The following is a 19034-nucleotide window of genomic DNA, read 5'->3' on the forward strand; positions in this document are numbered from 1 at the left end:
GAATTCCTTCCTCCTACCCACACCCAGCAAAGGAGCTGAGCAGCATGACCCAGGCACCAGACACCGAAAAGGCCGTTGCGGACATGTCCGAGCGGACCACCCCCGCCAACCCCAAGTTGCCGATGACCGGCGACGAATACATCGAGTCGTTGCGCGACGGCCGCGAGGTCTACATTCACGGCGAGCGCGTCGATGACGTGACCACCCATCCGGCCTTCCGCAACTCGGTCCGCATGGCTGCCCGCCTGTACGACGGGTTCCACGACCCGGCCACCTCCGGCAAGCTCCTTTCCCCGACCGACACCGGTTCCGGCGGCATGACCCACCCGTTCTTCAAGGTGCCGAAGTCCGTGGAGGACCTTAAGGAATCGCGTACCGCCATCGAAACCTGGGCCCGGATGAGCTACGGCTGGCTCGGGCGCTCGCCGGACTACAAGGCTGCCTTCCTGGGGACCCTGGGTTCCATGCCGGAGTTCTACTCGCCGTACCAGGAGAATGCGCTGCGCTGGTACAAGGAATCGCAGGAGAAGGTCCTGTACTGGAACCACGCGATCATCAACCCGCCGGTGGACCGACACCTGCCGCCGGACGAAGTGGCCGACGTCTTCATGAAGGTGGAGAAGGAGACCGACAACGGCGTGATCGTTTCCGGCGCAAAGGTCGTGGCCACCGGTTCGGCCATCACCAACTTCAACTTCATCTCGCACTACGGGCTGCCGATCAAGAAGAAGGAATACGCGCTGATCTGCACCGTGCCAATGGATGCCCCGGGCGTGAAGCTGATCTCGCGCACCTCCTATGCGCAAAACGCCGCGGTGACCGGCACCCCGTTCGACTACCCGCTGTCCTCGCGAATGGACGAGAACGACGCGGTGTTCGTGTTCGACAAGGTGCTGGTGCCGTGGGAGAACATCTTCGCCTACGGGGACCCGGAGCAGATCAACGGCTTCATGCCGCAGACCGGCTTCATCCAGCGCTTCACCTTCCAGGGCTGCATCCGCCTGGCCGTGAAGCTGGACTTCATTGCCGGACTGCTGCTCAAGGCCCTGGAGATCACCGGCACGCAGGATTTCCGCGGCGTGCAGGCGCGGGCCGGCGAGGTCATCGGCTGGCGCAACCTGTTCTGGGGACTGGTCGACGGGATGATGCTCAACCCGGACAAGGGCCCGAACGGCTCGGTGCTGCCGAAGATGGAATACGGCCTGGCCTACCGCATGTTCATGGCCCAAGGGTATCCGCGCGTCAAGGAGATCATCGAACAGGACGTGGCCTCGGGCTTGATCTACCTGCCCAGCGGTGCGCTGGACTTCCAGAACCTGGAGATCCGCCCCTACCTGGACAAGTACGTGCGCGGCTCCAACGGGGTGCAGGCGGTGGACCGCGTGAAGCTGATGAAGCTGCTCTGGGACGCGATCGGCTCCGAGTTCGGCGGCCGCCACGAGCTGTACGAACGCAACTACTCGGGCAACCATGAGAACGTGCGCGTCGAGATGCTCATGCACGCCAAGCAGACGGGCACCGCAGGCATGATGAACGGCATGGTCGAACAGTGCATGGGCGAATACAACTTGGATGGCTGGACAGTTCCGGACCTGTTCAACAGCGACGATGTGAACGCCTACATGAAGCGCGGTCGCTAACACGGCAACCGGCCGGGCCCGATGCCCGCAGGCCTGGGCGGGTCTGGACCATGTGGTCCGGCCCCGCCCTGAGGCGCCGCGGCCCTTGGCGGGGCCTCGCCAAACGATTTTCCCCAGGAGACTTCCATGAACCACACCGCGGCCGGAAAGGCCGGCAACGAGTCCGGGGAGCCGGTCGGAGGGCAGCAGCGACGCGTGGAGGAGGACCTCACCGCGCGGGTGCTGGCCTCCTTCGAAACCTGCACCGACCCCCGGCTCAAGCAGCTGATGCAATCGCTGACCCGTCACCTGCACGCCTTCATCCGCGACGTGCGGCTCACCGAGGCCGAATGGGAGGCCGCCATCGGGTTCCTCACCGCCGCCGGTCACATCACCGACGACAAGCGCCAGGAATTCGTCCTGCTTTCCGACGTGCTCGGCGCCTCCATGCAGACCATCGCGGTGAACAACGAGGCACAGGGGAACGCGACAGAGGCCACGGTGTTTGGCCCGTTCTTCGTCGAGGACGGCCCTGGGATCCCGATCGGCGGGGACATCGCCGGCGGGGCCGCCGGCCAGCCCTGTTGGTTCGAGGGCACCGTCACCGACGCCGCCGGCACCCCCGTCCCCAACGCGCGGATCGAGGTCTGGGAAGCGGACGAGGGCGGCTTCTACGACGTCCAGTACGCCGATGCGCGCATCGCGGGGCGCGGCCACCTCCACTCCGACGCGCAGGGGAACTACGCCTTCTGGGGCCTGACCCCGACCCCCTACCCGATCCCGCACGACGGGCCGGTCGGGAAGATGCTCGAATCCGTCGGACGCTCCCCGGTCCGCGCGGCGCACCTGCACTTCATGGTCACCGCCCCGGGCCTGCGCACCCTGGTCACCCACATCTTCGTCGAGGGGGACCCGCAGCTGGAGATCGGGGATTCGGTCTTCGGCGTCAAGGACTCGCTCATCAAGGGGTTCATCGAGCAGCCCGCCGGCACCCCCGCGCCCGACGGACGCGACCTCGGCACCGCCGCGTGGGCCCGGACCCGCTTCGACATCGTCCTGGCCCCCGGAGAAGCGTAGGGCCGCAGGCCCCCGGCGGCCGGGGTGCCCCGTGCCCCGGTCGAACCCGGCCTGCCCGCCACCGGGCACCGGCCAGTCTGCGCCCGGCGAAGCCGGCGACGGGCAGGCATTCCAGAACCAAGCCGCGAAAAGCCACAGGGCATCACTCGCAGCGACATCGAACGGAAGGATCGCCATGTGCGAAATCATGGGCAAGGCCGCTGCCGCGGGCGTTGCACGACGAACAATGTTGGCCAGCTTCGGGCTCGGGGCCGCGGCCCTGGGCATCGGCGCAGTGTCGGGCCAGGCACAGGCCGCCGAACCCGGACCCGGCGGGGCCCGGCAATACGGCCCCGCGCCGGCCGGCAGCCACCGGACCCGGTTGGTATTGCTGGGAACCTCCGGCGGGCCCCCGTACTGGCCCGGTGGAACCCGCGAGGGCATCTCCTCGGCACTCGTCGTGGGTGATCGGTACTACATCATTGACGCGGGCCACGGTGTCATGGGCCAGCTGCGGAAGGCGAGGCTCGGCCCTAACTTCGATTCCGACATGGACGGGCCGCTGGACGTGCTGGGCGGGATCTTCCTGACCCACTTGCACTCCGACCACGTGGTGGACCTGAACAACATCCTCAGCGAAGGAATCTTCAACGGGCTGCAGAATGTGGAAAGCAAGGTGCCGATCTGGGGCCCGGGCAACCGGGGCGAGGTGCCCGAGCTCTTCGGCGAGGGCAAGGCACCCAAGCCGATCAACCCCAAGAACCCCACCCCGGGCACGAAGGAGATGACTGACCTGCTGGTCCAGGCCTTCGCCACCGACTTCAACGACCGGCTCTTCGACAACCGCAAGCCGCGCCCGGAGGAACTCTGGGAAGCCTTCGATGTGCCGGTTCCGAAGAAATACCTGAAGAACCCGAACACCGATCCGTGCCCGGTCATGGAGCCCTTCGTGTTCTTCCAAGACGAGTACGTCACGGTGTCGGCGATCCTGGTCAACCATGCGCCGGTCTTCCCCGCATTGGCCTACCGCTTCGACACCGCCGACGGTTCGGTGGTCTTCTCCGGGGACACCGGGCTGACGCCGAACATCATCACTCTGGCCCGGGGTGCCGATGTGCTGGTGCACGAGGTCATCGACAAGACCTGGCCCGAATCCCTCTTCCCGCAGCCGCGCAGCGACGCGCAGGAAGGCCTATACCAGCATCTGATCCGCTCGCACACGCTGATCGAGGACGTGGGCGCGGTGGCCCAGGATGCCGGAGTCGGAACTCTGGTGCTCTCGCACTTGGTTCCCGGAAATCGTCCGGACGAGGTCTGGGCGCGGTGCGGGGAAGGCTTTGACGGGCGCCTGGTCATTGGCCACGACCTTGACGTCATCGGGGTGGGCCAGCCGACATAACCTGCGGCCGGCGCTGCACAGCGGCGGGGCGGAACCGATGACCGGTTCCGCCCCGCTCCCGTGTTTCCGTATTCATGCTAGAAGCGGTGTGGACGCCTTGCAGGAATTGAACACCGTTCAAGATTTGGGTTACGGTATGTTCCGAACCTATTGAACAGTGTTCAGTTGATCGTTGCGGGTTCCTTTCATTCGCGCACCGGCAATGGAACCGCGCACAGCGCCATACCGGAAGGCCCCCGCCATGACCGTGACCCAAACAATCGGCAACTCCCACCAGCCCGGCAACGAATCCGCAGGGTTCGCAGGCCTCGCGGCACGCGTGGCCGCCGGCCACCGGATCACCGCAGCCGAGGCCCTGGCTATCCTCGACACCCCGGATGCCCAGACCCTGGAGCTGGTGGCTGCCGCAGGCACCCTGCGCCGGGCGCACTTCGCCAACACCGTCAAGGTCAACTACCTGGTGAACCTCAAGTCGGGACTCTGCCCCGAGGACTGCACTTACTGCTCCCAGCGTTTGGGTTCCAAGGCCGAAATCCTCAAGTACACCTGGCTCAAGCCCGATGAAGCGGTGCACCAGGCAGGGCTTGGAATCGCCGGCGGCGCATCCCGCGTCTGCATGGTCGCCTCCGGCAAGGGCCCCAGCAACAGGGACGTGGACCGGGTGGCAACCATGATCGAACAGATCAAGGAGGAGCATCCGCGGGTGGAGGTCTGTGCCTGCCTGGGCATTCTCAAGGTGGGCCAAGCCCAAAGGCTGCGCGAGGCCGGCACCGATGCCTACAACCACAACCTGAACACCGCCGAGTCCCTCTACCCGGAGATTTGCTCGACCCACACCTACCAGGAGCGCGTGGATACCGTCGGGGCTGCCAAGGACGCCGGACTTTCGTCGTGCTCGGGACTCATCGTGGGGATGGGGGAGAGCCCGGAACAGGTTGTCGAGGCCGTCTTCGCCCTGCGTGAGCTGGATGCCGACTCGATCCCTGTCAACTTCCTGATGCCCTTCGACGGCACACCGCTGGCAGGCACCTGGCACCTGACCCCGATGGCCTGCCTGCGCATCCTGGCGCTGGTCCGCATGGCCTGCCCCGCGACCGAGCTGCGGATGGCCGGCGGGCGCGAAATGCACCTGCGCTCCCTGCAGTCCACCGCGCTGGCCGTTGCCAACTCGCTCTTCCTCGGCGACTACCTCACCTCCGAGGGCCAGGACGCGCGGCGCGATTTGGAAATGATCTCCGACGCCGGATACGTGGTGCTGGGCCAGGAGGACATCGATCCGGCCGAACTTGCAGCCCGCTCGCGCCACCGTCCCGATGCCACACCTGCACCCGTTGAGGCCTCGGCCTGCGGCACGGTGGGCGGCAGCGGTTGCGGCGGCGCCACTCAGGGTTGCGGCCCGATGGGTGGTCCGGGCGAGCCCGTGCTGCGCCGACGCGGTGCCGGCACGCCGGAAAGCCCCAACGCATGAGTGCCGCAGCACCCCAGCTGACCCAGCAGGACAGATTGCTCGCACGGGACTCCGGCTGCTCTGGCACCCCTATGCCTCCCTGGACGCCGGGGCGCACTACGCGGTCACCGGGGCAGCTGGCGTGCGGCTGACACTGGCCGACGAATAAGGCACCCACGAGGTCATCGACGGCATGGCCTCCTGGTGGTCGATGGTGCACGGCTACCGGAACCACGCGCAGATCGACCGGTTCAGCCACGTCATGTTCGGCGGGCTCACTCACGCCCCTGCCGTCGAGCTGGCCGAACGACTGGTGGCCATGGCACCGGGCGAACTGGCCCACGTGTTCCTGGCCGTCGGCTGGCCCCTGTCGTTGTTGTTTGTTGGGGCGCCGAAGCTACACTGCCAGGGCCGAGTCCTGCGCCTTGGACGGGGAATGATCGGCTGCGCTTCCCATGGAATCAAGGATCGCCTGCAGCGTGGCAGGCCCGTGCTGGTGCAGGCAGGCACCAGCGACGAAGCGGTCCGGGCGAAGGAAGATCATCGGGGTCGGGCGCTCGTCGAACCACTTCTTCACCGCGCCGGTGTGGTCTCCCAGCACCAATACGTCCTCGCTCATGTGTTCCTGGGCCCATTCACGCTGGGTTTCGGGAACCAAGGCCACGAGCTTCGCGCCGAGGGCCTCGAGCGCCTTGACTGAGTGGGCGGGGAGCACGTCCTTGGGGTCGTTGCCCCACACCAGCACGGTCCACCAGTTGCCGATGACGTCATCGAGCAGCAGGTTCTCACCGAGCTGCGAGTTCACGCGCGGCTGCGGGAACTGCACGCCGACCGGGGAGATCTTCCTGTTCGCGGTCTTGACCGGGATCAGCTTGCTGGTGAGCTTCGCGGCGGCCGTGCCGGAGGCCTGGGTGGTGGGATCGGCCAGCACGCCGGAGGTGTAGCGAGGCATCGGCTTGAAGCGCATGTCGGAGAAGTAGCTCTTGGCCGAGGGGAAGAGGTTGAGCACCGAGGAAGCGGCGTCGCGGGCGGCGACGGCCAACGGGTTGGTGATCTTGATGACCGAGCCCAGGGTCATGGACAAATCGACCATGGCCTTGGCGTGGTCCTTGCGCTCGGAGGTGTAGGTGTCCAGGATGTCCTCGCCTGCGGTTCCGGTCAGCACGCTGGTGAGCTTCCAGCCCAGGTTGGTGGCATCGCGCATACCCGAGTTCCAGCCCTGGCCCATCCACACCGGCATCAGGTGCGCCGCGTCCCCGGCGATCAGCTGGCGGCCCTTGCGGAAGGAACCGGCAACGCGGCCGTGGTGGGTGAAGACGCGGCGGCGGATGTAGGACAGGTTGTGCGGGTCCGGGACGTGGTCCTTGAGCATCTCTGCGACCCACTCCTTGGAGGTGACCACCGATTCGTCCTCGTGGTCGTGGAGCATAAACTCCCAGCGGCGGACGGCGTGGGGCAGGCCGATGGAGACATACGGGCGCTTGGGGTCCGCCCCGAGAAAGACGTTGGGGGTGCCCAATGGGTCGTTGTCGACATCGACGACCAGCCAGCGGGTGGAGGGGGAGTCGCCCTCGAAGCTCACGCCCATGCGCTTGCGCGTCGGGGACTTGCCGCCCTCGCAACCCACCAGGTACTGCGCGGAAAAGCGGTGCTCGGTTTCGGTTCCATCGGCATTGGTCACGCGGGCAATGGCGGTGACGCCGGCGGCGTCCTCGATGACGTCCTCGACCAGGTGGCCGAAGTGCACATTGATGTTGGGGTACTGGGCCAGGCCCGCGTACAGGGCCTTGTCGACCTCGGGCTGGATGAAGGCGTGCTTGCGGTCCCAGCCGAATTCCCGGGTCTGCGGGTTGTTGATCATGATGGTCTTGCCGGAGCCGTTGACCAGCCGCATGATGTGCTGCGGTGCGGTGTGCGGCAGCACGGTGTCCACCAGGCCCACGGTCTGGATGGTGCGCAGCGATTCGTCGTCAAGGCCCACGCCGCGCGGGTAGTCGATGAGTTCGTCTCGGGCCTCGAGGACCGTGACGCTTCGGCCGTACATCCCCAGGATGTTGGCGAGCATGAGGCCGGCGGGGCCGGCTCCGATGATCAGGACTTCGCTGGAGGGGATGCTGTTCATGGCCACATCAACTTTCCGTGTGTAAATAGTGCACAAAGTATTCGTTATCTGCACAACTGCTGAGTCCCAGTTCACCAGTCCTTGTGATTCACGTCAAAGCCGGTGTGCCGCCAGTTGGCACGAAATTCGTCGGGCGTTCACGCGGAGGCCTGCCTCAGACCAGTGCGGCCTCGAGCGCGCGGGCCGCCTGCTGCAGCACGGTGACGGCAGCCTCCGCTTGTTCCCGGCGCACCGTGATCAGGTTCAGGCAGGCCGGGACGCCGCAGATGCCGGCATCCAGCGGCACGGCCAGGCCGTGCATGCCGGGCTCCACCTCGCCGAAGGTCTGCGCGTAGCCGGAGGCGCGGGCGGCGCTGACGCGGGGATCCTCTCCGGGGCTCGCTGGCTCGCTGGCCAGGATCGCGTGGCCTGCGGCCCCGAGGTCCAGCGGATGCCGCGAGGCCTCGGCGAAGGACACATGGTAGGTGCCGGAGGTCGGGGCGGTGACCCGCAGGGCGATGGCTTCGTCACCTTCGCGCACGATCAGGGCCAGGGTGGCTCCGAGCTCGTCGGCGTAGCGGCGCAGCACCGGTTCGGCTGCAGCAATCAACGAGTGGTAGGACGAGGCGGAGAGGGAGAGTAACCCCGCCGCGCCGCGGAAGCGGCCGTCCGCACCGCGGTGGAGCAGCTGGGCGTCGCAGAGCGTGTTGAGTAGCCGGTAGGCACCGGTGCGGTGGATGCCGGTATGCTCGGCGACCTCGTTGATGCCCAGCCCTGCCGGGGTGCCCGCCACCAGGCGCAACACCTCGAGCCCTCTGGCCAGGGTCTGGGATCCCGCGGTTCGGGACGCGGAGGAAGAGGGCGCGGTTGTTGGCTCGTTCACGTTCTTGATCATGGCACAGTGCCCGGGACTCAGGCGACGGTGATGACGATCTTGCCGTTGGTTTCCCCGGCCATCATGGCCGCGAAGCCTTCGTGGATGCGCTCCAGGGGCAACACCCTGTCGATGCGCGGACGCAGGCCCGTGGTGGCCAGCATGCGGAGCATCGAGACCATTTCGTGGCGGGTGGATCCCGTGGAACCGAGCACGCGCAGTTGCTGGTAGAAGATGCGGCCCAAGTCCGCCTCCGGGCTGGTGCCGGAAGTCGTTCCTGCGATCACGATGGCCCCGCCCGGGCGCAGGCAGCGCAGCGAATGTCCCCAGGTGGCCTCCCCGACCGTCTCGATGACCAGGTCCACGCGCTCGGGCAGCCGGGCGCCCGACTCGAAAGCCGCGTGAGCGCCGAGCTCCAAGGCCAGCGCGCGCTTCTCGGCAGTGCGGCTGGTGGCATACACCGTGGCACCCGCGGCCGCGGCCAGCGCGATGGCAGCGGAGGCGACGCCGCCGCCGGCTCCCTGGACCAACACCCGGTCCCCGGCCTTGAGCTGGCCCTGGGTGAAGAGCATCCGGTAGGCGGTCGACCAGGCAACGGGCAGGCAGGCGGCCTCCTCAAAGGAGAGCTGTTCGGGCATGGGGATCACACAGCGATCGGGCACCACGATGTACTCGGCGAAGCCGCCGTCGTGGCTTTCGGAGAGCAGTGCCCGGTTCGGGTCCAGGGTCTCGTCCCCGTTCCCGGCATCCGGGTCGGCAATCACCGGGTAGATGACGACCTCGCGCCCGTCGTCGGTGACACCGGCGACGTCGCAACCAAGGATGATGGGGATGTTCTTGGGATCGTGCCCCACCCCGCGCAAGGTCCACACATCATGCATGTTCAGTGACGAGGCCTTGACCTTCACTCGGGTCCAGCCTGCCGGGGGAACCGGTGTGGGGACCTCGCGCAGTTCGAGGCAGGAAAGCGGGTCGTTCGGGTTCTGGGCGTGGGCGACGGCTGCAAGCATGGCGGTTGGATCTCCGGGAACGATAGGGGGGTGTTCGGGCTGGTGGGGGGACTTAGCGCATGCCCAGGCGCAGTGCACCGTCGAGGCGGACGACCTCGCCGTTGAGCATGGGGTTGGATATCAGCGAATGCATCAGTTGGGCGAACTCGCCGGCGTGCCCGAGACGTTGCGGGAAGGGCACGGCGGCGCCGATGCCCGACTTGGCCTCGTCGCTGAGGACATCCATGAACGGGGTGTCGAAGACGCCCGGGGCCACGCCGAGGACACGGATTCCGTGACGCGCCAAATCGCGGGCGGCGGGAAGGACCATGGCGTTTACCCCGCCCTTGGAGGCGGCATAGGCCAGCTGGCCCATTTGTCCCTCGTAGGCGGCGACCGAACTGGTCAGCGCAATGACCCCGCGGGATCCGTCGGATTCGGGTGCGTTGCCGGACATGGCTTCTGCCGCCATGGTCAGCAGGGTGAAGGATCCGACCAGGTTGGTCTCGAGCTGGTCGGTGAAGGACGCACGCGAGTGCGCGCCGCTGCGGCCCAGGGTCTTCTCGATGATGGCCGAGCCCGCTGCGGACACGGCGACCCGAAGTCCGCGGGGTGCCCGGGCACCAAGGTCCATGGCTGCCCGCATCGAGTCTTCGTCGCGCACGTCGACGTGCGCAAACACTCCGCCGATTTCTTCGGCCAGTGCAGTGCCCTTGGCTTCGTTGCGGCCGCACACCACAACCTGCGCTCCGTGGGAGGTAAAGAGACGTGCAGTCGCGGCACCGAGTCCTGAGGTCGCTCCGGTGACCACGACGCCGGCACCGGCGAAATCGGTGACTGACAAGGAAGATGGGGAAGCCATGTATCCATGATTGCCGACGTTCGGTGGCAGGAGACAGGATGTGTGCCGGGTGGCGGCACGGTGCCCGCGGGGATCGGTCGGTTGATAGGGGAACCGACGAAATTGCTCCAAACAAAACGTCGAAGTAAGCGGTTGGCCCACGTCGTCCACCGTGAATTTGTCCATGGATGGCGCTCGCCCCTGCGCGCCTAAAACCTGCTGAACTTCTCGCGTCCGAACGCCATCAGTTCGTCGATTTTTCGGGTGGGGCCGAGTCCCGCTGGGTAGGCCAGGCCGAAGGCGCTCTCCGGCACGGGCTCGAAAATGTCCTTGAGCACTGCCCCGGTCATGCGTGTGGCGGATCGCGCCGGATTATCTGCTGTGAAGGTCCTGGATGAAGTCTTCGGCCCGGCGAAGGTTCAGCGCCAACTTCGCGCGCTTCTGTTCGGCCTGCCCGATGAACTCCGACAGCCTGGCCCGGGCGGCGGCATTGTTCTTGTCGAGGCCCAAGGCATCGACGGTGTCCAGCAGTTCGCCCATTTCCTCCAGAGTGAATCCCAGAGGTTTCATCGACCGAATCACCAGCATGCGCTGGAGGTCGGATTCGGTGTAGATCCGAAAGCCTCCCTCACTGCGCGTGGTTGCCGGGAGCAGGCCCACCTCGTCGTAGTGGCGGATGGTTCGCTGGGACAGGCCCGTGGCCTCGGCCAGGTCCCCGATGTGCATGGTCCGCGCATCGGCGGCTGGGGTTGGGGTGTCAGTCATGGGTTCTCCTGTTTCCTCGACTTCCAACTCTACCCTTACGTTAGGGTAGAGTTGGTTTCGTTCGGTGCGTCGCCGTGGCCATTCCTCGCCGTAGCCAACCAGCGCAAAACAAGGACGCGCCGACCCCACATCATTTCATGTACCCGAGCACACAACGGCGCCAATTTCCCCTGAACGGAGCCATCAATGGCCACGAAAACCACGGCAGGACACCCGATCCTGACCCCGGAAGAACGGCAATCCGTTCTCCGCACCCTCAAATCCCCGCGCCTGCTCAAGACCGAGGTCCTGGCCGGGTTGGTCGTGGCGCTGGCACTGATCCCCGAGGCCATCGCCTTCTCCATCATCGCCGGGGTGGACCCACGCCTGGGGCTCTTCGCCTCCTTCACGATGGCCGTCTCCATCGCCTTCCTGGGCGGGCGTCCGGCCATGATCTCCGCGGCAACGGGAGCCATCGCCCTGGTCATCGCCCCGCTGGTGAAAAGCCACGGCGTTGACTACTTCATCGCCGCCGTCATCCTGGCCGGCATTTTCCAGGTCATCCTCGCCCTGCTGGGCGTGGCCAAGTTGATGAGGTTCATTCCCCGCCAAGTCATGGTCGGGTTCGTCAATGCCCTGGCCATCCTGATCTTCATGTCTCAGGTCCCCGAGCTCCTGGGCGTCCCCTGGATGGTCTACCCACTCACCATCCTGGGCCTGCTGATTGTCTTCGGCCTTCCCAAACTCACCGCCGTGGTCCCCGCGCCCCTGGTTGCCATCGTCGTTCTGACCCTTATTGCCGTTGTCGCATCCCTGGCGGTCCCCACCGTCGGGGACAAGGGTGAGATGCCCGAGAGCCTGCCGGCCCTGTTCCTGCCGAACGTTCCACTGAATTTCGAAACCCTGCAGATCCTGTTCCCCTACGCGCTGGCCATGGCCTTCGTGGGCCTGCTCGAATCCCTGATGACCGCCAAGCTTGTCGATGACGTTACCGACACCCGTTCCAACAAGACCCGAGAATCCTGGGGCCAGGGGGCGGCGAACATCATCACCGGATTCTTCGGCGGCATGGGCGGTTGCGCGATGATCGGGCAGACCATGATCAACGTCAAGGCCTCCGGCGCCAGGACCCGCATCTCCACCTTCCTGGCCGGAGTTTTCCTGCTCATCCTGGTCGTCGCGCTCGGCGGCATCGTGGCGCTGATCCCGATGGCAGCGCTGGTGGCCGTGATGATCTTCGTGTCCGTGGCCACCTTCGATTGGCACAGCATCAAGCCCTCCACCCTGCGCATGATGCCCAAGAGTGAAACCACCGTCATGCTCGCTACTGTCGTCGTCACCGTCTGGACGCACAACCTGGCCATCGGCGTTGGCGTCGGGGTGCTCACCGCCATGGTCCTCTTCGCCAACCGGGTCGCCCACCTGGTCACCGTGGAACGCCACATCGAGGAGCACTTCGGGGAGCCCATCGCCAAGTACGAGGTGAACGGGGAACTGTTCTTTGCGTCATCCAACGACCTCTACACCCAATTCGACTACGCCGAGGATCCCGACCGCGTCGTCATCGACATGTACAACTCGCACCTGTGGGATGCCTCCACCATCGCAGCACTGGATGCCATCGCCGCAAAGTACGCGAAATACGGCAAGACCGTCGAGATCGAGGGCCTGAACGCGGCCAGCCGCAAAATGCGCGAGCGCATGGGAGGAAAGCTTGGGGCCGGGCACTAGCAATATGCCGTAGGGTTGTAGTCAGGTGCGCCGGGAAGTCTGGTCGGCAATGTCAATTGTCGAACCCACTTTAAGGACCCAACCCCATGGGCATGAACCCACTGTCCAAACGTCCGTTGATCGGATATGGCAGTTATCTGGAGGCCCTGCGGATCGGGGAGATCCTCCGCAAGGAAACCATTGGCGGCGCCCTGCTGGTCGTCGCCGCGGTCGTTGCGCTGATCTGGGCCAACTCACCGGCCTCCGAAAGCTACTTCGCCCTGCGCGACCTGAAGATCGGCTACGAACCCTGGCACCTGGAACTGAGCCTGGGCGCCTGGGCCGCGGACGGCCTGCTGGCAGTCTTCTTCTTCCTGGTCGGCCTCGAACTTAAACGGGAAATCGTTGCGGGAGACCTGCGCCAGATCAGCAAGGCCATCGTCCCGGTCGCCGCGGCGGTGGGCGGTGTCGTCGTCCCTGCACTGATCTACGCGGCCATCAACTGGGGAAACCCCGAGACCATCTCCGGCTGGGCCATTCCCACGGCCACCGACATCGCCTTCGCCGTTGCGGTGCTTGCGGTCATCGGTTCACACCTACCCACGCCGCTGCGCATCTTCCTGCTGACCCTGGCCGTCGTCGACGACCTCATGGCGATCACCATCATCGCGATCTTCTACACCAGCGAAATCAACACCGACGCCCTGCTGCTCACCCTCGTCCCGCTGGCGCTCTACGGTTTTCTTGCCCAGAAGTACCGGCGTTTCTTCGGATTGAACCCGTCGGCGGCCTGGTTCATCTTGTTGCCGATCGGCTTTGCCGCCTGGGCCCTGCTCCATGCCTCCGGCATCCATGCGACGGTCGCCGGCGTTGCCCTGGCCTTCACGATCCCGGTCCTGCACAGCACCAAACACGGCAAGCACGCCGATGGACCGGGGTTGGCCGAGGTCTTCGAGCACCGTTTCCGCCCGCTCTCGGCCGGTTTCGCCGTGCCGGTCTTCGCCTTCTTCTCCGCCGGCGTCGCCGTGGGCGGATTCCAGGGCCTGGCCTCGGCCTTGAGCGACCCCGTCGCCATCGGCATCATCGTGGCACTCGTGGCCGGAAAACCGATCGGGATCCTGGCGGCAACCTGGCTGACTGCCAGGTTCACCAAGGCGACGTTGGACCCGGCGCTCAAATGGGTGGACCTTGCGGGCGTCAGCCTCCTGGCAGGCATCGGCTTCACCGTCTCGTTGCTCGTCGGCGAACTCAGCTTCGGGCTGGGCAGCCCCGCCAACGACCATGCGAAGGTCGCCATCCTGGGCGCCTCCATCCTGGCCGCAGTCCTCGCTTCCATCCTGCTCGGCAGCAGGAACCGGCAATACCGGAAACTGCAGGCCCAAGAGAACATCGACGCGGACGACGACGGAATCCCCGACGTCTACCAGTCTGAGCAGTAACACCATCCCGTTTGAATGGCCCCTGGGGCATTCGGACGGCTCAAAGGGCGATGCCCGATCCGGAAGCGCATTCCCCCCTTTGCCTTGAGCCGTGGCGTCCGGGGACCAGGCCGAGTCACAGCGACGGCCGGGCAGCAAAAAGGTCCGCCCAGCGGAAATCCACCAATGGTGGCATCCCGCGGGCGGACCCGTGCGTGTCGGTGGTGCTTAGCGGGCGTTGGCCAGCTGCACGGCGACGTCTACGATCATGTCTTCCTGGCCGCCGACGTAGCCGGCCTTGCCGATTTCCTCGAGGATGCGGTAGGCCGGGACGCCGTAGCGTTCGGCCGCGCGTTCGGCGTGGATCAGGAAGGAGGAATAGACCCCGGCGTAGCCCTGCATGATGGAGGCGCGGTCCATGACCGGCATGCGGGTGATGAAGGGCTTGACGACGTCCTCGGCCGCGGCCATGACGCCCTGGATGTCGACGCCGGTCTTGATGTCCAGGCGGTCAAAGGCGGCGGCGAGGACCTCGGTGGGGGAGTTGCCCGCACCGGCGCCCAGCGCCATCAGTGTGCCGTCGATCTGCTTGGCGCCGGCACGCACGGCGAACACCGAGTTGGCCACGCCGAAGCTCATGTTCTGGTGGCCGTGGAAGCCGACCTGGGCGTCGTCGCCGAGCTCGGCGACCAGGGCCGAGACGCGGTCCGAGACATCGTCAAGGATCAGCGCGCCGGCGGAGTCGACGACGTAGACGCACTGGCATCCGGCGTCGGCCATGATGCGGGCCTGCTTGGCCAGCTCCGCCGGAGAGACACGGTGGGAAAGCATCAGGAAGCCAACGGTTTCCATGCCGAGCTTGCGGGCGTGCTGGAAGTGCTGGATGGAGACATCGGCCTCGGTGCAGTGCGTGGCGATGCGGGCGACGGAAGCCCCGGCGTCGTAGGCCTGGTTCAGGTCGTGGATGGTGCCCAGGCCCGGGAGCATCAGCACGGCGATCTTCGCGGCCTTGGCCTCGTCGACCGCGGCCTTGATCAAATCCAGTTCCGGGGTCTTGGAGAAGCCGTAGTTGAAGGAGGATCCGCCCAGGCCGTCGCCGTGGGTGACTTCGATGACCTCGACGCGGGAGTCATCCAGCGCGCGGACCACGGAGCGCACATGTTCCTCGGTGAACTGGTGGCTCATTGCGTGGGAGCCGTCGCGCAGCGTGGTGTCGGTCAGACGGATGTCAAAGGTGGTGTCCATGGGTGCAGTCATGATGTGCTTCCCCGTCCTTGCTAGTTGGCCAGCGCGGTGGCCCGCGCGGCGTCGATTTTGTCGGAGAGCAGGTCCGCGGTGCGGGTTGCAGCAGCGGTGATGATGTCCAGGTTGCCTGCGTACTCGGGCAGGTAGTCGGCTGCGCCGGCGACCTGTACCCAGATGCCGACGCGGCCGTAGCCGTTCCAGTCCTCGCGGGCCTCATCGAACTGCGGTTCCAGGCGCAGCTCGTAGCCGGGCACGTAGTCGCGGATGGAGGCTGCTGCCTCATCGATGGCCGTGCGGATCGCATCCTGGGTGGCACCGGGGGCTGCGGCCTCGGCCGGGATCATGCAGTAGATGGTGTTGCGCATCATCATCGGCGGTTCCACCGGGTTGATGATGATGATCGCCTTGCCGCGCTTGGCGCCTCCCACGACCTCCAGGGCCTTGGCGGTGGTCTCGGTGAACTCGTCCACATTGGCGCGGGTGCCCGGGCCGGCGGACTTCGAGGCAATCGAGGCGACGATCTCGGCGTATTCGACCGGGACCACGGAGGAGACCGCTGCGACGATCGGGGTGGTGGCCTGCCCGGCGCAGGTGATCATGTTGACGTTCATGGTGTCGGTGAGCGAATCAAGGTTCACCACCGGGGCGAGGTACGGACCCACGGCGGCGGGGGTGAGGTCGATCGCGTGGATGCCGGCGGCCTTGTACTTCGGGGCGTTGGCCTCGTGGGCCTTGGCGGAGGTGCACTCGAAAACGAAGTCGGGGAGCTCGTCCTGGGCCAGGAGCCAGTCCACGCCCTCGGCGGAGGTGGTGATGCCGAGCCGGGCTGCGCGGGCCAGCCCGTCGGAGTTGGGATCGACGCCGATCATGTACTTGACCTCGACGTTGGTGGAACGGCGCATGATCTTGAACATCAGATCCGATCCGATGTTGCCGGAGCCGACGATGGCGGCTGTTTTCTTGGCCATGGGTTTGCTACTTCCTGAGAAAAGGTAACGAAGAATAAGGAGAGGGGGTTAGACGAAGTTGATGCTCAGCGAGCCCAGCGAACCGAAGTCGGCGGTGGCCGACTGCCCGGCGATGACCGGCAGGGCGCCGGTGAAGGAACCGGGCAGGATGAGCTGGCCGGCCTCCAGGGACACGCCCTGTTCTCCCAGCACGTTGGCCAGCCAGGCCAGTGGAGCGACGGGATCGCCCATGACGTCGGCGCCGGTGCCCGTGGCCTGCTTTTCGCCGTCGATGAGCAGCGAGCACTGAACCGAGTTGAGGTCCTCGACCGCAACGTTCAGCGGTGTGGTTCCCACGGCGATGGCGCCGCAGGAGGCGTTGTCGGCCACGGTGTCAACCAGGCGGATGTCCCAGTTGGCAATGCGGGAGTCGATGATCTCGATGGCCGCGTAGATTTCGCCGATGGCTGCGGCGGCCTGTCCGCGGGTGATGCCGGGGCCGGTGAGGGTTTCCTTCAAGACGAAGCCGAATTCGGGTTCGACCTTGGGGGAGATGAAGGAACCGGCGGCGATCTGCGCGTCTTCGTGGTGGACCATGTCGGTGAAGAAGAAGCCGAAGTCGGGCGAATCCACGCCGAGCTGCTTCTGCATGGCCAGCGAGGTCAGTCCGACCTTGCGCCCGGCCAAGATACGGCCGGCGTCAACGTGGGCGCGCAATTGCGTGTCCTGGATGCGGTAGGCGTCGTTGACGTCCATGCCTTGAACGCGGTCGCGCAGCGGGGCGATCGGTTCGAGGGTCTCGGTGGCGGCCAGCAGGTCCGCGGCCAGGGAATCCAGGAGTTGCGTGCGTTCGGTGCTCATGGTGGTTTCGCTCATTTCTTCAGTACCGCGGTGGTGACGCCGAAGCCGGCAATGTATTCCTTGATCGGCTTGTAGAACTCGTAGGTGACCTCGTATTCTCCGCAGGCGCGCAGGGCGGAGTAGGCGGCGACCCAGGTGCGGACCTCGTGCGAGGAGTGCCCTGCGACCGCGTCCATCTCATCCGCGGTGTAGGCGTCGAAGCCCTCGACGTTCCCTGACCTGCAGACATCCAGGAACGCGCGGTCCCATTCGGGGTTCAGGTCCATGATGTCGGCCTCGCCCGCGGCGAACTTGATGGCTGTGTTGATGGTGTTGGCCTGTCGTGCCGCGCGGGCCTCCGGGGTGGGGTTGCGGCCGTTGGTCAGCATGGCGCGCTGTGCTTCGGTGGCGGTGGCGATCTGCGGGACCGGCGGGTCGTGGGACAGGCCGCCGGAACCGATGAACAGGACCTTCTTGTCCGAGTCCTTGAAGTATTCGCCCACTGCCTGGCCGAACTTGCGCACGCGCGAGACCTTGGTGAAGGGGCGGGCGACGGAGTTGATGAAAATCGGGATCACCGGGACGGTGTCGAGGCCGCCGAAGATGATTTCCATGGGCTGCACGGCCCCGTGGTCGACCTCCATCTTGCGGGAGATCGCGGTGTCGATGTCTTGGTCGATGATGTACTGGGCCAGTTTTTCGGCCTCGGTGGTCGGGACGTTGATCGGTCCGGCCCAGGAATCGTAGTCGCCCGTGCCATGGGCTTCGTAGCCCACGCAGAACGGGGGCATCAGGTCGTAGAAGAACCCGTTGTAGTGGTCCGGGCCGAAGTTGACGACCAAGTCCGGGTTGAATTCCTTGGCAAACGCACGAACCTGCTCGAAGGCGGCGTCGACAGCTGCCTTGACGTCCTCCGGCGGGTTGGTGTGCTCCAGCAGGGGAGAGTGCGACATGGCGATGAGTGCTTGTTGCATTCCTGGCGCTCCATTCGATTGGCGACTTGAAGATTTTGCTTGCTTTCATTCCATCCCACGCGCCGAACGAAGACACGCTGTTGTTCCATACAGCGGCACGAATCATTCAACGTTTTTAGGGGCAGCCCCGTGGTTGCCGGGTAAACAGCGAACCGACTGATGGTAGCTAAACGTGCACTAGTGCATAATTTAGGCATGGACGAGACAAACGAGGGCGCACGCACGGCCCGTCGGAACCGCCATTGGACGCAAATCCACGAGGCGGCGGTGGCATTGGTGCTTGAAAAGGGCTTGGCGGCGACCACCGTCGATGCCGTTGCCTCGGCTGCGGGGGTCTCGCGGCGCAGCTTCTTCAACTACTTCCCCACCAAGGAGGACGCGGTGCTGGGCACCCGCGAGCCCTGGTTGCCGGAGGCCGACTGGGAGGATTTTGTTTCCTCGAGGCTGGAGGTGCTGCCGCGCACCGCCAAGCTCCTTGCCGCGGTGCTGAACACGAGCACCCACGCCGGAGAGGGATTCCGGAGGCGGCGTGAAATGGTGCGGGCTTTCCCCGAGCTCCGCCGACGCACCCACGTCCACGTGCAGGCGGCCGAGCAGCTGGTGGCCACCGCACTGATCGAACGACTCAAGCCGCACCAGGCGGCGCTGCTCGCCCACGAATTGCCGAGGGATCCCGGCGCCCAGCACGCCCTGGTGCTACTGGCCGGGACCATCACCCGTTACGCGTTCACCGAGGACCCGGAGGAATTCGCGCGCGACTGGCCATCCGCGGTGGCGCGGGCCAGCGCGATATTCGGCTCGCTGCTGCACCCGGTTTCCCGCTGACGGCT

At 65.9% G+C, this 19034-nt stretch carries 17 protein-coding genes; 7 read left to right on the plus strand and 10 right to left on the minus strand.

Translation table 11 applies throughout. From position 1 onward, the window contains the following. Positions 1-44 precede the first annotated feature (44 nt). From Q2T94_RS11575 to bioB, 4 genes are all read left to right on the plus strand, one after another. Entirely contained in the window at positions 45-1640 is a 1596-nt protein-coding gene (locus Q2T94_RS11575) for a 4-hydroxyphenylacetate 3-hydroxylase family protein (RefSeq protein ID WP_302264463.1), read from the plus strand. A 126-nt stretch (positions 1641-1766) separates the two neighbouring features. Then, positions 1767-2696, plus strand: coding sequence for a dioxygenase family protein (locus tag Q2T94_RS11580; RefSeq protein WP_302264464.1), 930 nt, complete (start codon positions 1767-1769; stop codon positions 2694-2696). Positions 2697-2871: 175 nt separating this feature from the next. After that, entirely contained in the window at positions 2872-4074 is a 1203-nt protein-coding gene (locus tag Q2T94_RS11585) for an MBL fold metallo-hydrolase (RefSeq protein WP_302264466.1), read from the plus strand. Positions 4075-4315: 241 nt separating this feature from the next. Beyond that, positions 4316-5542 (plus strand): biotin synthase BioB, encoded by a 1227-nt coding sequence (gene bioB / locus Q2T94_RS11590; RefSeq protein WP_302264467.1) that lies wholly within the window; start codon positions 4316-4318, stop codon positions 5540-5542. 376 nt (positions 5543-5918) lie between these two features. Here bioB and mhpA read toward each other — a convergent pair whose 3' ends face one another. The 6 genes from mhpA to Q2T94_RS11625 all read right to left on the minus strand — a co-directional run bounded on the left by mhpA (position 5919) and on the right by Q2T94_RS11625 (position 11091). Beyond that, on the minus strand, positions 5919-7643 hold the full coding sequence (gene mhpA, locus Q2T94_RS11600; protein WP_302264469.1) for a bifunctional 3-(3-hydroxy-phenyl)propionate/3-hydroxycinnamic acid hydroxylase MhpA: 1725 nt from the start codon (positions 7641-7643) through the stop codon (positions 5919-5921). A 154-nt stretch (positions 7644-7797) separates the two neighbouring features. Continuing rightward, positions 7798-8505 (minus strand): IclR family transcriptional regulator, encoded by a 708-nt coding sequence (locus Q2T94_RS11605; RefSeq protein WP_302264471.1) that lies wholly within the window; start codon positions 8503-8505, stop codon positions 7798-7800. A gap of 29 nt (positions 8506-8534) precedes the next feature. Further along, a complete protein-coding gene (locus Q2T94_RS11610) occupies positions 8535-9506 on the minus strand; it encodes a zinc-binding dehydrogenase (RefSeq protein ID WP_302264473.1) in 972 nt (323 codons plus the stop codon). 52 nt (positions 9507-9558) lie between these two features. After that, positions 9559-10347: an SDR family NAD(P)-dependent oxidoreductase gene (locus tag Q2T94_RS11615; RefSeq protein ID WP_302264475.1), complete on the minus strand. Its 789-nt coding sequence runs from the start codon at positions 10345-10347 to the stop codon at positions 9559-9561. Between the two features lie 188 nt (positions 10348-10535). Next, the gene (locus tag Q2T94_RS11620) at positions 10536-10676 is read right to left on the minus strand and encodes a hypothetical protein (protein WP_302264477.1); all 141 of its coding nucleotides are present in this window, start codon (positions 10674-10676) and stop codon (positions 10536-10538) included. A gap of 22 nt (positions 10677-10698) precedes the next feature. Continuing rightward, positions 10699-11091 carry a MerR family transcriptional regulator gene (locus Q2T94_RS11625; RefSeq protein WP_302264479.1) on the minus strand — a complete coding sequence of 131 codons (393 nt, stop codon included), beginning with the start codon at positions 11089-11091 and terminating at the stop codon, positions 10699-10701. Positions 11092-11277: 186 nt separating this feature from the next. On the opposite strand from Q2T94_RS11625, the gene Q2T94_RS11630 reads away from it, so the two are divergent. Both Q2T94_RS11630 and nhaA read left to right on the plus strand, forming a co-directional pair. Next, complete coding sequence (locus tag Q2T94_RS11630) at positions 11278-12801, plus strand: SulP family inorganic anion transporter (protein ID WP_302264481.1); 1524 nt, start codon at positions 11278-11280, stop codon at positions 12799-12801. Positions 12802-12887: 86 nt separating this feature from the next. After that, on the plus strand, positions 12888-14219 hold the full coding sequence (gene nhaA / locus Q2T94_RS11635) for a Na+/H+ antiporter NhaA (RefSeq protein WP_302264483.1): 1332 nt from the start codon (positions 12888-12890) through the stop codon (positions 14217-14219). A gap of 207 nt (positions 14220-14426) precedes the next feature. Here nhaA and dmpG read toward each other — a convergent pair whose 3' ends face one another. From dmpG to Q2T94_RS11655, 4 genes are read right to left on the minus strand one after another with little or no spacing between them, the layout of a single operon-like run. Then, complete coding sequence (gene dmpG, locus Q2T94_RS11640; RefSeq protein WP_302264485.1) at positions 14427-15455, minus strand: 4-hydroxy-2-oxovalerate aldolase; 1029 nt, start codon at positions 15453-15455, stop codon at positions 14427-14429. Between the two features lie 20 nt (positions 15456-15475). Then, complete coding sequence (locus Q2T94_RS11645) at positions 15476-16411, minus strand: acetaldehyde dehydrogenase (acetylating) (protein ID WP_302264486.1); 936 nt, start codon at positions 16409-16411, stop codon at positions 15476-15478. A gap of 48 nt (positions 16412-16459) precedes the next feature. Beyond that, positions 16460-17266 carry a 2-keto-4-pentenoate hydratase gene (locus Q2T94_RS11650; RefSeq protein ID WP_302264487.1) on the minus strand — a complete coding sequence of 269 codons (807 nt, stop codon included), beginning with the start codon at positions 17264-17266 and terminating at the stop codon, positions 16460-16462. Then, on the minus strand, positions 17263-18204 hold the full coding sequence (locus Q2T94_RS11655; protein ID WP_302264490.1) for a 3-carboxyethylcatechol 2,3-dioxygenase: 942 nt from the start codon (positions 18202-18204) through the stop codon (positions 17263-17265). The genes Q2T94_RS11650 and Q2T94_RS11655 overlap by 4 nt, the downstream gene beginning before the upstream one ends. Positions 18205-18399: 195 nt before the next feature. Between Q2T94_RS11655 and Q2T94_RS11660 the strand changes: the two genes are divergently transcribed. Then, positions 18400-19029, plus strand: coding sequence for a TetR/AcrR family transcriptional regulator (locus Q2T94_RS11660; RefSeq protein ID WP_264270132.1), 630 nt, complete (start codon positions 18400-18402; stop codon positions 19027-19029). Positions 19030-19034: the final 5 nt, after the last annotated feature.

This window comes from Paeniglutamicibacter sulfureus (assembly GCF_030512175.1).
GTDB lineage: Bacteria > Actinomycetota > Actinomycetes > Actinomycetales > Micrococcaceae > Paeniglutamicibacter > Paeniglutamicibacter sulfureus.